The 14793-nt window shown below is 51.2% G+C and carries 12 protein-coding genes; 9 read left to right on the forward strand and 3 right to left on the reverse strand.

Features of this window, described 5'->3' with window-relative positions:
- Positions 1-4 precede the first annotated feature (4 nt).
- Positions 5-424 (forward strand): very short patch repair endonuclease, encoded by a 420-nt coding sequence (locus B2U90_RS03330; RefSeq protein WP_292017093.1) that lies wholly within the window; start codon positions 5-7, stop codon positions 422-424.
- A 70-nt stretch (positions 425-494) separates the two neighbouring features.
- Here the strand turns inward: B2U90_RS03330 and B2U90_RS03335 are convergent, their stop codons facing one another.
- The gene (locus B2U90_RS03335) at positions 495-1148 is read right to left on the reverse strand and encodes a Crp/Fnr family transcriptional regulator (protein ID WP_292017094.1); all 654 of its coding nucleotides are present in this window, start codon (positions 1146-1148) and stop codon (positions 495-497) included.
- 104 nt (positions 1149-1252) lie between these two features.
- On the opposite strand from B2U90_RS03335, the gene B2U90_RS03340 reads away from it, so the two are divergent.
- The 6 genes from B2U90_RS03340 to B2U90_RS03365 all read left to right on the forward strand — a co-directional run bounded on the left by B2U90_RS03340 (position 1253) and on the right by B2U90_RS03365 (position 8285).
- A complete protein-coding gene (locus tag B2U90_RS03340) occupies positions 1253-2023 on the forward strand; it encodes a creatininase family protein (RefSeq protein ID WP_113855835.1) in 771 nt (256 codons plus the stop codon).
- 22 nt (positions 2024-2045) lie between these two features.
- On the forward strand, positions 2046-2279 hold the full coding sequence (locus tag B2U90_RS03345) for a hypothetical protein (RefSeq protein ID WP_113855836.1): 234 nt from the start codon (positions 2046-2048) through the stop codon (positions 2277-2279).
- 22 nt (positions 2280-2301) lie between these two features.
- Entirely contained in the window at positions 2302-3774 is a 1473-nt protein-coding gene (locus tag B2U90_RS03350) for a sodium:solute symporter family protein (RefSeq protein ID WP_170087909.1), read from the forward strand.
- Positions 3775-3935: 161 nt separating this feature from the next.
- Positions 3936-4547: a hypothetical protein gene (locus B2U90_RS03355; protein ID WP_162816245.1), complete on the forward strand. Its 612-nt coding sequence runs from the start codon at positions 3936-3938 to the stop codon at positions 4545-4547.
- Positions 4548-4550: 3 nt separating this feature from the next.
- Positions 4551-6536, forward strand: coding sequence for a dynamin family protein (locus B2U90_RS03360; protein WP_292017095.1), 1986 nt, complete (start codon positions 4551-4553; stop codon positions 6534-6536).
- A 9-nt stretch (positions 6537-6545) separates the two neighbouring features.
- Positions 6546-8285: a dynamin family protein gene (locus B2U90_RS03365; protein ID WP_292017096.1), complete on the forward strand. Its 1740-nt coding sequence runs from the start codon at positions 6546-6548 to the stop codon at positions 8283-8285.
- 53 nt (positions 8286-8338) lie between these two features.
- On the opposite strand, the gene putP is transcribed toward B2U90_RS03365, so the two are convergent.
- On the reverse strand, positions 8339-9844 hold the full coding sequence (gene putP / locus B2U90_RS03370; RefSeq protein WP_292017097.1) for a sodium/proline symporter PutP: 1506 nt from the start codon (positions 9842-9844) through the stop codon (positions 8339-8341).
- 231 nt (positions 9845-10075) lie between these two features.
- On the opposite strand from putP, the gene B2U90_RS03375 reads away from it, so the two are divergent.
- A complete protein-coding gene (locus B2U90_RS03375) occupies positions 10076-11953 on the forward strand; it encodes an ABC-F family ATP-binding cassette domain-containing protein (RefSeq protein ID WP_059075792.1) in 1878 nt (625 codons plus the stop codon).
- A 65-nt stretch (positions 11954-12018) separates the two neighbouring features.
- Here B2U90_RS03375 and B2U90_RS03380 read toward each other — a convergent pair whose 3' ends face one another.
- On the reverse strand, positions 12019-13728 hold the full coding sequence (locus B2U90_RS03380; protein WP_292017098.1) for an Rqc2 family fibronectin-binding protein: 1710 nt from the start codon (positions 13726-13728) through the stop codon (positions 12019-12021).
- Between the two features lie 557 nt (positions 13729-14285).
- Between B2U90_RS03380 and B2U90_RS03385 the strand changes: the two genes are divergently transcribed.
- The gene (locus tag B2U90_RS03385; RefSeq protein ID WP_113855842.1) at positions 14286-14792 is read left to right on the forward strand and encodes a type II toxin-antitoxin system antitoxin SocA domain-containing protein; all 507 of its coding nucleotides are present in this window, start codon (positions 14286-14288) and stop codon (positions 14790-14792) included.
- Position 14793 lies beyond the last annotated feature (1 nt).

The following is a 14793-nucleotide window of genomic DNA, read 5'->3' on the forward strand; positions in this document are numbered from 1 at the left end:
TGCTATGGACGATATGACTAAGGAACAGCGTCATAAAAATATGTCTCATATCCGGGCGGAAAATACCAAAGCCGAAGTTCTGCTGCGGAAAGCTCTTTGGCATCGTGGCATACGGTACCGCAAGAATTATAAGGAGCTGCCGGGGAAGCCTGATATTGCTATCACGCGATGTCATATTGCCGTATTTGTAGATGGAGATTTCTGGCATGCCCGGGGACATCAGGAGCGCCCGGGGGAACAGGTGAAAAGCAACCCTCAGTATTGGCAGAAAAAGCTGGCGCGCAATGTGGAACGGGACAAAGAAGTGAATGATGCATTGACCAGTATGGGCTGGCTGGTACTGCGGTTCTGGGCCAGTGATGTAGAAAAGGAGCTCGATGCATGCGTCAGTAAAATTTGTGACTACTGTGGGAAATGGAAATAAACTAGATATTTGCAAAGCATAAAGTGAAGCACGAGTATGATGTACATGAGTATCATATTCGTGCTTCCTTTTATTTACAGTGCATAACGATGATGTGCCGGTGGCCTTTGCAAATTTTACCTTCTTTTTCCAGTTTTGATAGTTCCCTTGTGATGGTACTGCGGGTAGAGCCCAACATTTGTGAAAAATCTTCATGAGTAAACGGATATTTTATGCGTATGCCAGAAGGTACGGAAGTCCCATGTTGATGTGCCAGCCGAAGTAGTAAATTATATAGACGCTGTGAGATATTACAGTATGCAGTATCTTTTATTTGAGCCATCAAAATCCGGATTTTTGTAGAATGCAGTTGCATAATAGCCTTTGTATATGCTGGATTTATTTTTAAAATATCAAAAAATTCGATTTTGTTGATTCGTTTTAAAATGACGGGGGTAATGGCAGTTGTGATTACCTTATCCTCATCTTCTTGCAATAATGTGATTTCACCGAATACATCACCCGTTGATAACAAGAGAAGAATCCGGACGTTTCCATTTTCATCAACAAAACTATGTGAAATACATCCGGAACATATTAAGTATACATAATTATTCACTTCTCCGTCACATGAAATCAATGCCCCTTTAGGTAGAGTGAATTTGGCCCCTGATTGGGAAAAAGCCTTTAATAATACGGGCCTATATGAGTTATAAATAGCTTTACTTGGAAAAAACGTATTCATCTTGTCTCCTAATAATAGAAAAATGTGTTCTGCAACACATACACTTTTTAATTTTTACTATATAATATAGCATATTCACAAAATAAACAAGGAGGAACTCAAAGATGAATACTTGGTTACAGACAAAAACATGGAAAGAAGCAAAAGAAGCGATTGAACAAAGTAAAGGTGTAGCAGTATTATCCATTGGAAGTGTAGAACAGCATAGTTATCATCTTCCTGTGGGGACAGATAGTTACGTTGCTATTGCACTGGCTGAAGAAGCCTGTCAAAAGACAAATGCCTTGTTAGTGCCTCCTATCTGGTTTGGCTGGAGTCCCCATCACATGGTGCTTCCAGGTACGATTACGATTAAAGCAGAAACGATGATTGCTCTGACCTATGATGTCATTGCGTCTCTAAAACATCATGGAATAACAAAATTTGTGTTAATCAATGGACATCGTATTGTTAATGTAATTTGGATGCAGCTGCTTGGTGAAAAGGTACAGCGGGAATTAGATGTTACCGTTAAAATTTTTGACCCGGCCTATATGTCTAAAGATATTGCAGCATCCTTAGGCTTTGGACCTGTAGGACATGCTGAAGAAGCAGAAACTTCACATATGTTGTATATTCATCCCGAACTGGTACATATGGAACTGGCTAAAGATAATCCGATCAAGGAGGTTCCGCTATATTCCGTAGATCCTGCTTATACTCATGACACACTATGTTACGTTCCCAGTAAATATCAAAGTGCTGAGAAAAATGCGAAGATAGCCGGTGGTACGACAGGGGAACCGACAAAAGCCAGTGCAGAAAAAGGAAAGATATATCATGAACACCTGATGAAGCATTTAATTACTGTCATTGAAGAATTGCAGGGGCAGTAAGGACGGGAAGGGGGAAATTGTTATGAAAAATTTTTCCTGTTCAAAACTCATATATGGTGTATTTATTCTCGTATTGATTATGGTAAATCCACCTGTTGTCTATTATGTCAGCGATTATGCGAAACTTCATCCGTTTGTTTTTGGTTGGCCAACCTTACTTGTATGGCTCGATTTCTGGTATGTTACTGGCATTCTTGCATTTATAGCTGGTGCATTTACCATCGAAAGTTGGAAACGGGTGTATAAAGATTATTGATGAGGGAAAGGATGTGATTGTAATGAATATTGGTTTAATCATATTAGCGTTATATACGCTTACTCTTTTAGGGATTGCCTGGTATGCTTCCCGAAAGAGTGAAAAAAATATTAAGGATTTTACAACTGCCAGTAGTTCATTGGGAATATTCGTCCTGACTCTTACTTTTAGTGCGACGTATCATAGTGCGTACGCGTTTCTCGGTGCCGGTGGATTTATCTATCAAAACGGCGTAGGTTGGTGGGAAAACGGCATCTGGACTGTTTTTCCCGGTATCCTTTTCTGGGTCATTGGCAGGCGTTTTTGGCTTCTTGGTAAAACACGCGGATATTTATCTATGGCGCAGTACATGACAGATGTTTATCAGACAAAGTGGCTGGGCGTCATCGTTACGGTCATTACTCTGGTTTTCACCGTACCCTATGTTGCCATGCAGGCTATTGGATCCGGGTATATTTTTCAGACGATTAGTGGAGGGATGTTAAGTTACTCTGTAGGGACCTTTATTTTCTTCGGGTTAATGATCATCCTCGTGTGGCTTGGTGGTATGAAAGGTGTCGCATGGACAGATGCTGCACAAGGTGTATTTATGTGGATTGGTATGGTCATCGGCTCGTATTGGATCATATCTGTAACATACGGGAGCCTGGATCAGGCATATCAGGCGGTTTGGGAATCTATGCCGGCGTTATTTACACTTCCTGGTCCTAAAGGAGTAGTAACTCCAGCTGACTGGGTATCACGATGGACGGTTATTACGATTGGTATGATGATGTTTCCTCACATTACTTTACGATTCTTCTCAGGAAAATCATTACGCGTCCTGAAATGGTCATCCATTTTTTCTTCTATTTATCTGACTTCTATTTATGTGTTTTTGCCAGCTGTCGGCATGGCAGGGAATTTGCTCCTTCCTGGATTGAAAACTCCGGATACAGTTTTCCCGGAATTACTGTTGCAATATACTCCGATTGTTTTTGCTGCACTGGTCATAGCCGGTGCACTGGCGGCATCTATGTCTACAGGAGAATCGCAGCTGCATGCTGTCAGTACGATGATTTCTACAGATGTATATAAGCCATACATCAATAAAAACGCCTCGGATTATCAGCAATACAAAGTAGCAAAAATGGCAATTCTGTTTTTCGGTTTATTATCCGTCATCGTCGCATTAAGCCGTCCAGGCATTTTGGCAAATATTTTGGCTTTGTCTAATGGCGGCGTAGCGGCGCTGGCACCTGCCATGCTCGGTGGCGTTTTCTGGAAAAAGTCAACGAAAGAAGCAGCTTTAAGCAGTATCCTGATTGGTGAAACAATCATGGTTATCACGACGTTCTTCATAAAAAGCCCATTAGGCATTATGGGTGGTTTATGGGGACTGATTGCAGCTTTCATTATTTTTGTAGTTGTTAGTTCATGTACCAAGGCACAGAAAAACACCGTAGAAATTGTGACGTCTGTCAGTGAATTTTTTTCAGACCGTCAGCAAAAATAATATAAAAATTCTGTATGTAAGCCCGTGGATGTGCAATACACACGTATGATTGTATATCCATGGGCTTTTTGCGATATAAATTACAGGCTTCATCCTTACAGCAGTCTGATGTATAATATGGATATATATTACCCGGCCGCTGCGTGCCGGGGTGAAGAAAGGTGATAGTCGTGTCCAAAGAGCTGGAACAGGAGTTTACGAAGGTCATTTCATCGGTGACGAAGGAGATAACGGAGTCGGTGGTGCGCGATTCGGCACTGGCTTCTGTAAAAGAGCTGAACGAGTCGCTGCAGGCGCTGAAGAAGGATTCGCCCAGGCTGGTGAAGGATATAGAAAAGGCAGAGGCGATGTATGCTGATGTTTCCCAGCATGCTCTGGATAATATGCAGCGTTTTGCTGATTTTATCAGTTCCTGGCAGGAACAGCAGTCAGAGCTGCTGAAAGAGATAGGGAACCGCAATGATATGGTTTCCCGATGGCTGCAGCAGTCAGAGAAACGGCGCATAGAAAACGTGAAGTCTTTGCAGCATCAGGGCGAGGAACAGAAGAAAGAACTGGATGATATCCTGCAGGGTGTAAAGCTGGTACTCCAGCATTCGCTTGACATGGAGAAAAAGATCAATGCAGAGCATCTGGAACAGGTGAAAACGCTGGCGGCATATGATGCGGCCCTTTCTTCTAAATTGACGACACTCAAGGTGCTGGCCGGCATCAATTTCGTCATACTGGCGGCTCTGGCCGGGTATACCATAAAAGGCATCATAGGGGGATAAGTGATGATTTCTAAGGATACGTTTGCCGCAGTGCAGTCCCTCTATGATGATGTGGAAGACGGGTATAATCAGCGTATCCGCCGGCATGTCCAGCAGCAGATGCTGGCTCATCTCGACGATATCACCCGCGAGCTGGAGGCCATCCATACGGCTTGTGGCGCAAAGACTGTCCGGCTTCACGATTATATCCAGGTCATAGAGGAAACGTGTACGGCCATTCATCAGCTGGCGGAACGGCTGAATGAGAATTTTATGCTTTTTGTCATGGGAAGTGGCAAGAACGGGAAATCGACGCTGATCAATGCCCTGTTGGGCCAGCAGGCGGCGGCAGAGGATTTCCTGCCGAAGACGTGGAAAATCGATGTGTTCCATGATGCGGACTTGGATGCCTCTTGTACGCTCACCTTCAAAGACGGGTCCTGCCGGTCGATGACCGCCGGCGAAGCCCAGGCATATATCGAAGGGGAAGAACAGAAGCGGAAAGATTCGGAATGGGCGATCCGTCAGGAACTGCGGGAGTTCAAGAAGAAAAAAGTGCCCCTCGAAGTACTGGAAGAAAAGCAGCGGGAACTGCGCAAGTACGGCCTGTACCAGTCGCAGGTCATCGAAGCGTCCTGGCCGGTCGGCCACAGTGATATCCTGAGCCATTACCGCCTCGTCGATACGCCGGGCCTCAGGCAGGAACTGGACGATATGATCGTTGCCAGCGCGGAAGAATATTTCTCCAAGGCCGATGGCGTCATCTGGATCCTGCCGGGGGATAAGATTGCCAGTGCCGGCGACCATACGGAGCTGCGCCGGCTTTGTGAGAAATATGAGAAGCATCCCGATAACATCATTGCCGTCGTCAACCGCATGGATATCGTGCGGCAGAACGGCCAGGATCCAGACGATGTGCTGGCGGAAGCACGGCGGTTCTATGGGGACTTGTTCACGGAAATCGTCCCTATTTCGGCCAGGGAAGCCCGGCAGGCGGAAGATATGCTGCATCAGGACGGTATCAGCAAAACAGAGCGGCAGGAAGCGGAAGCCCTGCTGGAACGAAGCAATCTGCCGGCTCTCCTGCAGTTGTTGAACCGGACGCTCTTTGCCGACGCCCTGGACATCCAGATCCGCAGCAAGCTCCGCGGCTGCCGCGATTTGTTGGATCACATCCGCCAGGAGGCGGGGCAGGCCTCTTTGCTCCTCGCCGAAGTGAGCGGTCAGCGGGAGGCGAAGATCGCTGCCTGGAACAAGGATTCGTCGGAAATCCTGGACCGGCTGAAGCAGGATCTGGAGACGTTCCAGGACCAGGAAGCGAAGCGCATCCATCGGGAAGCGGGCCGTGTGGAAGATGAGCTCTGGGATATGGAGACGGATTACCGCAACGAGTATATCCTGGAACAGATCATCTGCCCGGAATCGCTGGAACGGCGCCTCCATGAGTTGGTAGAGGCCCATAGCCGCCAGCTCATGGACCTCTACCGCCGTCATCTGCAAAAAGCGCCTTTCAAGGAATTTCCCTCTCTGAAGGAGGATGAAATGACCGTCTGCCTCAATCAGCAGGGCGTCATCGGCAGGGCCAATCTGTCCGATGATCTGAGCGGTCAGGGCAGTGCCCAGCTGGCCCTGGGAGGAGCCCTGGCCATCGGGGCGGCGGCACTGCTCGGCCCCGTAGGGCTTATCTTTGCCGGACTGGCAGCGACGGATATTGGCAAAAGCGTGGCCAAATTCCTGTCCCGTACGTTTGGTTCCAGTATGGCCGATAAGATACAGAGGCGGTTTGAAGACCAGATGGCCGATGTCCGGAAGAAGCTGGAAAGGGAGTACCAGGATTATATCGAAAAGTCGGGAGGTTCCATCGATTCTCTGCGGGAATCGACGTATGCCGAGCTCTACGGGCCGTCAGATCAGACACAGACCGTCATGGAGCATCTCCAGAAACTGGACGGCCTGGGCCGGCTGCAGGTGATACCGCTCCGGGTCCAGGACATTATTTTTTCTCATTAGGAGGATTTCATGGACGTTAGAACTTATATAGACGGGCTGCTGGCCCGGGCTGAGCAGTCGCCCCTGTTCGGTGACGAAGCTTTTCCCGGCCTGTACCCGGTGTACCGCGACCTGCAGCTGCTGCGGGCCAAAGTCGAACAGCCGCTCCATGCCGCCATCATCGGCGAGGTCAAAGCGGGGAAATCGACGTTGATCAACGCTTTTGCCGGGGGTGACATTTCCCCGACGGATGCGACGGAAACGACGGCGTGCATCATGAAGATTGCCTATTCGCCGGAAGAAAAGGCCGTCCTGCATTTCCGGGACGGGACAGAACGGGAAGGGTCTGTGAGCGACATATACGGCCTGTTAGAAGAGCATCACAACGATCAGGATTTCTTCGGTCACTGCGATTACGTGGAAGTCGGCCGGAACCTGCAGGGCCTGCGCCATATCTGCCTCATCGACACGCCGGGGCTGGAAACGATTACGACGGCCAATGAATCGCGCACGACTGACTATTTCCAGTCCGTCGATGTGGTCCTCTGGGTATTCAATGGCAATTATCTGGGCCAGAGCGATGTCAATGAACGGGTACGCCAGGTGGCCCAGATGGGCAAGCCTATCGTGGCGGTCATCAACCGCATCGATCAGGTGGACGGCGACCCGCAGGATCTGGTCGATTATCTCGATGACTCGCTGGGAATCTATCTGGAAGAGATTTTCCCCCTGTCGGCCCGCAAGGCCTACGAAGGGGTCATGCAGGCCGACCAGCAGCTCCAGGACGAATCGGGGTTTACCGATCTGTATACGTATCTGGACGAGCACATCGAACGCCATGTCGATGATGTGCAGCTGGACAGTATCATGAAATCGGCACGGGTACTGGAGGATAAGATGAAACTCCTGCACCGCCAGGCATTGGATCAGATTGAACGGAAGCTCCACACGTATATGGAACTGGATGAGCAGATCCAGTACAACGGGAAGATGCTGTCCGAAAAGGCGCTGAGCCAGACGAGAGAGTGGCTGCAGCATACGTTCCTGAGCCGGGCGGAAGGGGCCCTGTACAGCCAGATCGGGTCGGGCAATGCCTTCAGCAGTTCGTCCCAGGACGAGTTCCAGCAGACGCTGCGTCAGATCCTGTCCCAGGAACGGATCCGCAGTGAAATAGAGGGGTATCTGCAGCAGTTGTCGGAAACGATACGATCGGACTGGCAGGGACGGCTTTCGGGGATTGATGCCGAATTGTCGCACATGTATGAACAGGAGCAGGAAAAGAACCAGATGGAAATGGCGCGGCTTTCCCTTTCGATGCAGGAAAATACCGGCTTGGAATCGGTGAAAAATTCCGTCCTGGCCGCCGGGGCTGCCGGAGGTGCTCTATCCATCTATTCGGCTGTCGTCGCGCCGGCTGCGGCCCACGTCACATTGGGAGCGGCCGTGAGCACTATCATGCCGCCGGTCCTCCTGGCAGGGGCCGCCGTCGGGCTGGTCACGGGCTATGCCAGGAGCAGGAAGGTAAAGACACAGCAGCGCCAGCAGGTACGGGAAGTACTGGGCATGGTACGGGACAAGACGGGAGCGACGCTGCTTCCAGCCTTGAAAACGTATCTGGAAGAAATTTGCCAGGCTACCCAGACAGAAGCCAAACGGGATTTCGTCGAAAAGAACTTCGCCGGCCGGAGCGTGCAGGATTTGCAGCAGCTGGTGGAACAGTTGAAACAAATCGTCCGTCAGGACGAAGCGGACCTGCGCGTACTGGATTGAATCAGCCACTAAAAAAAGGACTGTCTTCATGCGACAGTCCTTTTTGCTACCTATTATTCGTCTTCATTTTTGAGTACGGTGATTTTCTGTTTCAGGCTGACGGCCCGGTCGAATTCAGCCTGGATTTCGGCACTGGGCGGTGCGTCCCATTTGCTGACCAGATAGATGGCCAACAGGGAGAAGATGAAGCCTGGCACGATTTCATAGAGGCCGAACCAGGCGAACTGTTTCCAGATGAGGACCGTGAGGCCGCCGACGATGATGCCGGCCAGGGCCCCGTTTTTGGTCATCCGTTTCCAGAACAGAGACAGGAGGATGCAGGGACCGAAAGCTGCCCCGAATCCGGCCCAGGCGTAGGCTACCATGGTCAGGATATAGTTATTGGGGTCGAGGGCCAGGTAGATAGCCAGTGCCGCCACGACGAGGACGGTGAAACGGCTGACGTAGATCAGTTCTTTGTCACTGGCTTTGGTGTTGATGAACGTGTGGTACATGTCTTTGGAAATAGCCGATGCCGTGACCAGAAGCTGGGACGAGGCCGTGCTCATGATGGCGGCCAGGACGGCAGACCAGATGAGGCCCGACAGGAAAGGCGGGAAGAGTTCCTGACTCATGATGAGGAAGACTTTTTCCGAATCGGCTCCGACAAGCGGCGTCTGCAGGACGACTTTGCCGACGAGGCCGACGAATACGGCTGCGGCCAGGGAAATGATGACCCAGGTCATGGCGATGTGTTTGGCTTTTTTCAGTTCCATGGGGTCTCCGATGGCCATGAAGCGCACCAGGATGTGGGGCTGGCCGAAGTAGCCGACGCCCCAGCCGATGGCCGAGATGATGGCGATGATGCCGGTCATGCTGGTGTCCGGTACGAGCTGGAGCAGCTGTGGCGAATCAGTAGCGACCCGGTCCAGTACGGGCCCCAGGCCGCCGTAACTGATGACGCCTACGACGGGGACCAGGACGATGGCCAGGAACATCATGCAGCCCTGGATGAAGTCGGTCCAGCAGACGGCCATGAAACCGCCCAGGAAGGTATAGACGACGACTACGCCGGCCCCAATCAGCAGGGCGTGGAAGTAGTCCAGGCCAAAGACAGTCTGGAACAGCTTGCCGCCGGCGACGAATCCCGATGACGTATAGATCAGGAAGAAGATGAGGATGAAGATGGCAGAAATGAGGCGGATGATATTCTTTTCATCATGGAACCGGTTTTTCAGGTAGTCCGGCATGGTGAGGCTGTTGTTGGCCACTTCTGTATAATTACGCAGTCTGCGCGATACGAAGTGCCAGTTGAGGAAGGTTCCCAGACAGAGACCAAAGGCCGTCCAGAATGCGGAAATACCGATGGCATAAGCAAAACCGGGCAGGCCCATGAGCATCCAGCCGCTCATATCCGAGGCTTCGGCACTCATGGAAGTAATCCACGGGCCGAGACTGCGTCCGCCCAGAATATAGTCACTGAGGCGCTGCTGGGACCGGGAGTAGTAGACACCGATGGACAGCATGGCCAGGAGATAGAGGGCAAAGGCGCTCAAAACGACAATATTTGTCTGAAACATGAATGAAAACTCCTTTGTAAAAAAATGCAATACCATAGATTATTTTATTTTACCGCATATGTCAACATATGGCAATACTTTTCAGGAAGGGAAAGGATGACGGAGCGTGGTTAGTGGCGAGTGGGAAGGGAGAGAAAAGGCCGTTTGAAGTTTGATGTTTGAAGAAGTCTGGCTTTTTCTTTTCCAGCCCTTTATAATGGAGGAGAAACTGAAATAAAAGGATGACTGATGATGAATATATTAACCGTAGAAGGCGTGGCCAAATCGTATGGCACGCGCGTGTTATTTGATGATGTGACTTTTTCCATCGATGGCGGTCAGAAACTGGGCCTCATCGGCCTGAACGGGGCAGGCAAGACGACGCTGCTCAAGATCATTGCCGGCCTGGCCGAGGCGGATACAGGGGAAATCTGGCGCAATCCCAAGGCGCGCATCCATTATCTTCCCCAGGAGCCGCAGTTCCAGCCGGGCCGCAGCGTACTGGAAAGCGTTCTTGACGGCGACCTGCCAGTCATGGATGTCCTGCGCCGTTACGAAGCGGCCGTCGAAGAAGACGATGATGAAGCCGTGCTGAAACTGACCGGGGAAATGGACGAAAAGCAGGCCTGGGAGCTGGAGCAGCATGCCAAAGTGGTACTCCAGAAACTGGGGATTTCCGATTTGTCCCAGTCCGTCGATACCTTGTCCGGCGGGCAGCGGAAACGGCTCGGCCTGGCCCGGGCGCTGATCCTGCCCTGTGACCTGCTCATCATGGACGAACCGACGAACCACCTGGACGACCGGACTATCTGCTGGCTGGAAGACTATCTCCACGACAGTAAGTCCGCCCTGCTCCTGAGTACCCATGACCGTTATTTCCTCGACCGCGTCGCCGGATCGATGCTGGAACTCGACCGGGGAAAAGTCTATACGTATAGTGGCAATTATGCAGCCTACCTCGAACAGCGCCAGGCCCGGCTGGAACGGGAGGAAGCGGAAGCGGCCAAGCGGCGCAACCTCATCCGCCGGGAAACGGCCTGGATCCGCCGCGGCGCCCAGGCACGCTCGACCAAGCAGAAGGCACGGCGTGACCGCTATGAAGCCTTGTGCGCCATGGAAAACGGCAAGCCCATCGATAATGTGGAAATCTTCGATACGTCGGTCCGTCTGGGCAAGACCATTATCGACATGGATGACGTGGCCTTTTCTTATCCGGGCAAGGCGCCCCTTTTTTCCCACGTGACCTATCACGTCGTCAAACACGACCGCATCGGCATCATCGGGGAAAACGGCGTCGGCAAATCGACGCTGCTCCGGGTCATCGCCGGCCAGCTGCCGCCCGTTTCGGGTACGATTACCATCGGCCAGACCGTCCGCTTCGGATTTTTTACACAGCAGCTCCCGGAATTTGACGAATCCCAGCGGGTCATCGATTACGTCCAGGAACACGGCCATTACGTAGTCAATCAGTTCGGCGAACACATTTCGGCATCGCGCCTGCTGGAACAGTTCCTGTTCACGGAAGACATGCAGTATACCTATATTTATAAGCTCAGCGGCGGTGAACGGCGCCGTCTCTATCTGTTGCGCCTGCTCATGGACCAGCCCAATGTGCTCCTCCTGGATGAACCGACGAATGACCTGGACATCCCGACCCTGACCGTACTGGAGCAATACCTCGATACGTATCAGGGCGTCGTCCTCGTCGTATCCCATGACCGCTATTTCCTCGACCGCGTGGCCGACAAGCTGTTCGTCCTCAAAGACGGTACGTGGAGCCGCTATTACGGCGATTACAGCGAATATCTGGAAGAGATGCTCCGTCAGAAAGAGCCGAAAAAAGATGCTCTTTCCCGCGATAGTGGGGACAGCCGGGGCAAAGAAGCGCCGCCAGAGCCGGCACCAGTCAGAAAAGGTCTGACGTCACGGCAGGAACAGGAGCTGGAGCAGATCACCCAGGACCTGCCCCGTTATGAAGGGCTGCTCAAAGGGCTCAACGCCGCTATTGCAGCCGCTGGCAGCGATTATGAAACGGTAGAGAGCCTGTTGAAGGAACAGGAAGAGACAAAGGCCAAAGTGGATGAACTGACGGAACGCTGGTGCGAACTGGAAGAGTTGAAAGAATCATAAGAATCATAAAGAAAAGGCGCTGCCTCACGGTCAGCGCCTTTTTCATTGGTACGGGTATGCCGGGATTATTCCCATTTTTTCGGTTGTACGTTATAGGTCGTCTGCCCTTCGAATACGACGTAGCCCGGTACGGCGTGGGCCGGTTTCTTTACATTGCGGACGAGGGTGCAGTCTACTTCGACCTTGCTGTCCTGACGGGCTTTGCTGTACCAGGCGGCCAGTTCGGCTGCGGCGGTCAGCTGGGTATTGGTCGGCTGTGCGTTGTGGCAGGCCAGGATGACGTGGGAGCCGGGACGGTTCTTTACGTGGAACCACAGGTCGTAGGGATGGGCTTTTTTGAGGGTCAGGAAATCGTTCTGCCGGTTGTTGCGGCCAATCCAGATGTCGAGGCCGTCTACGCGGACGGTGAGGATATCCTGGGAAAATTCGCGGCGCAGCTTGTCCTTGGAAGAGGACTTGATGAGTCCCATCTGGCGCATTTCTACTTTAATATCGGTGATTTCCGATTTCGTACTGGCATTTTCCAGGGCGTATTCCAGGGAGTAGAGATAATTGAGATAGCGGGCGTTTTCTTCGTGCAGTTCCCCCGATTTCTGGATGCGGTTGCGCATCTTGGTATAGCGCTTGTAGTAGCGGTTGGCGTTGTCCGTCATGGAGTAGGCCGGATCGAGGGGAATGGTGACCGGAGCCTGCTCCGGTGTCAGGATGTCCGGCAGGGTCACGGATTTTTCGTGGTCGTGTTTTTCGTAGGCGTAGATCATGAGCAGGTCGCCGTAGTGTTTGTACGTGTCCATCTTGGATGTTTCTTTCATTTCGGCGGCGATGCGCTTGATTTTCCGCTTCTGTTTTTCAATGAGTTTGCCTACTTTTTTCTGGAGTTGTTCCTGTTCCCCGCTCAGGCTGCGGTGGGCCGTCTGATAGTCGCTCAGGTATTCTTCGATGAGGTCGAAGTGGCGGCGCGGATACTGGGCCAGGCTGCAAAGGAGGATGGGAAAGAGGATTTCCTTGCCCCGGACGGTGTAGACGTAGGCACCGCTTACGCCCTGAAGTTCATTTCCAAAGGAGACGATAGCATTGCACCAGGCGTCTTTCTGTGTTCCCGTCAGGTCCGATACGGGGGTGTTTTTGTCGATGTCTGTGCGGAAGGCCAGTTCGTCGAGGACGATGGTGCTCATGCCGTTGAAGCGTTTGAGCATCCACTGGTACAGGGGTTCGCTGCTTTCCATGTCGAGCATTTCCCGGAGTTCGGCCGGCGTAAAGGCGAAAGGGTCCATGCGCTGGAAATTGGGCGGGAATTCGTACGGTTCTTTGGGGGCAATGGTGCGGACGGCGTTTTTTCCTTTGCCGGTCTTGATGAGGGCTTCGATGATGATGCCGTTTTCCGTAAAGATGACGTTGCTGTATTTGCCCATGAGTTCGACGTGGATTTTGCGGGTCACCAGGCGGCCGGAGATGTCCAGGACATCGACGTCGATGTCGATGAGGCGGTCCAGGTGGAGCTGGCTGATGGAGGCGATGCGGCCGTTTTCATAGTATTTGCGCAGGAACATGCACAGTCCTGTCGGGGTGTCCGGCGTCGGCGGCATGGTCTGGGATATATAGAGGCGCGGTGCGTCGTCGAGGGTGATGACCAGGTGGTGGATGCCTTTGTCGTTGAAGACGCGGAAATACAGGGACCGGGCGTCGAGCTGGTAAATTTTGGATATGGCACCTCCCTGAAGGAGGGAGACGAGTTCGTTTGTGATGCTATGCAGGGTAATACCGTCTAGATTCATGTTCAGGCTCCTATCGATTCTTTTCGTTTTTTTCGTTTCTCTCTATTCTATCATGTTCTATCGGGCCCTGCCAGTACAAATGCAGACGAGGCCTGCTGGGTTGTAGCTGCTAGATTAAGATTCCTGCCGCCGGCCCCCTGTCAGGTTCGGAAGCTCCACGGCCCTTGCCGTGCGTGCCCGTTGCTGGCGCGCTGAAACTCGCTTTGCTCAGACAAAACAGCGCGCCGGACGCAACAGGTACGCCCGCCATCCGTCACGGTCCATGATGACCGCACCGGAACGGAGCCGTTCCCGCAATGTCACCAGCCAGGGGCCCGGTGGCTGGTTGGGTTCGTGCTAGTTAAAGTGTTATGTTAATAGCAGTGTTTACGGATTGGCCCCACGAATTGGTGGAGGACCCGGTGAAAACGCAGCATTGTTTTATCGGTATTTGACATTTGTATTTTAAACTGTATAATGGAATTAAAGAGTGCACCGGATTTTGCGAATGCGAAGGTACCAACATGCCAGATATGTAGCAATCGCGCCGGGGCTTTTTTATAAGGAGGGGAATAGCTATGAGAGCAAGAGATGTTGCGTTATTCTTCTTATTGAAAGATACGGATAATACTGTATTTACGCAGAATTTAGTGAATAAGAATGATAGAACTTTCTACGATGGCAATGCACGATTGAATAAATTTTTGCATCTGGCCCAAAATATTTATTTAGCTAAGTATGGCGAGTTGTTGTATGATGACGATTTGCTGGCTTATGACAATGGAGGCGTTGTTCAGGAAGTTCAAAAGGGATATGGTTTCTTACTTCACAACAAGCAGAAACTTTCAAGTTCTATCTGTATTACGGAGCAGGCAAAGTCATTTCTAAATGTGTTTTATGATGTTTTTAAAAATGCATCTCTTGATGAACTGATTCAGTTGTCCCATGAGGATGAATCCTGGGTTGACAAGCACAAATATGGAACGGATTTAAAGTTAATCAAAATGGATACTGCCAAGTACGCTGAGCAGTACAAGAAACAATATAGTGATATATTGCAGGTAATGGACGGATTGGGAGCGTAGA

This window comes from Megasphaera sp. UBA4233 (assembly GCF_002395615.1).
Classification (GTDB): Bacteria; Bacillota; Negativicutes; order Veillonellales; family Megasphaeraceae; genus Megasphaera; species Megasphaera hexanoica.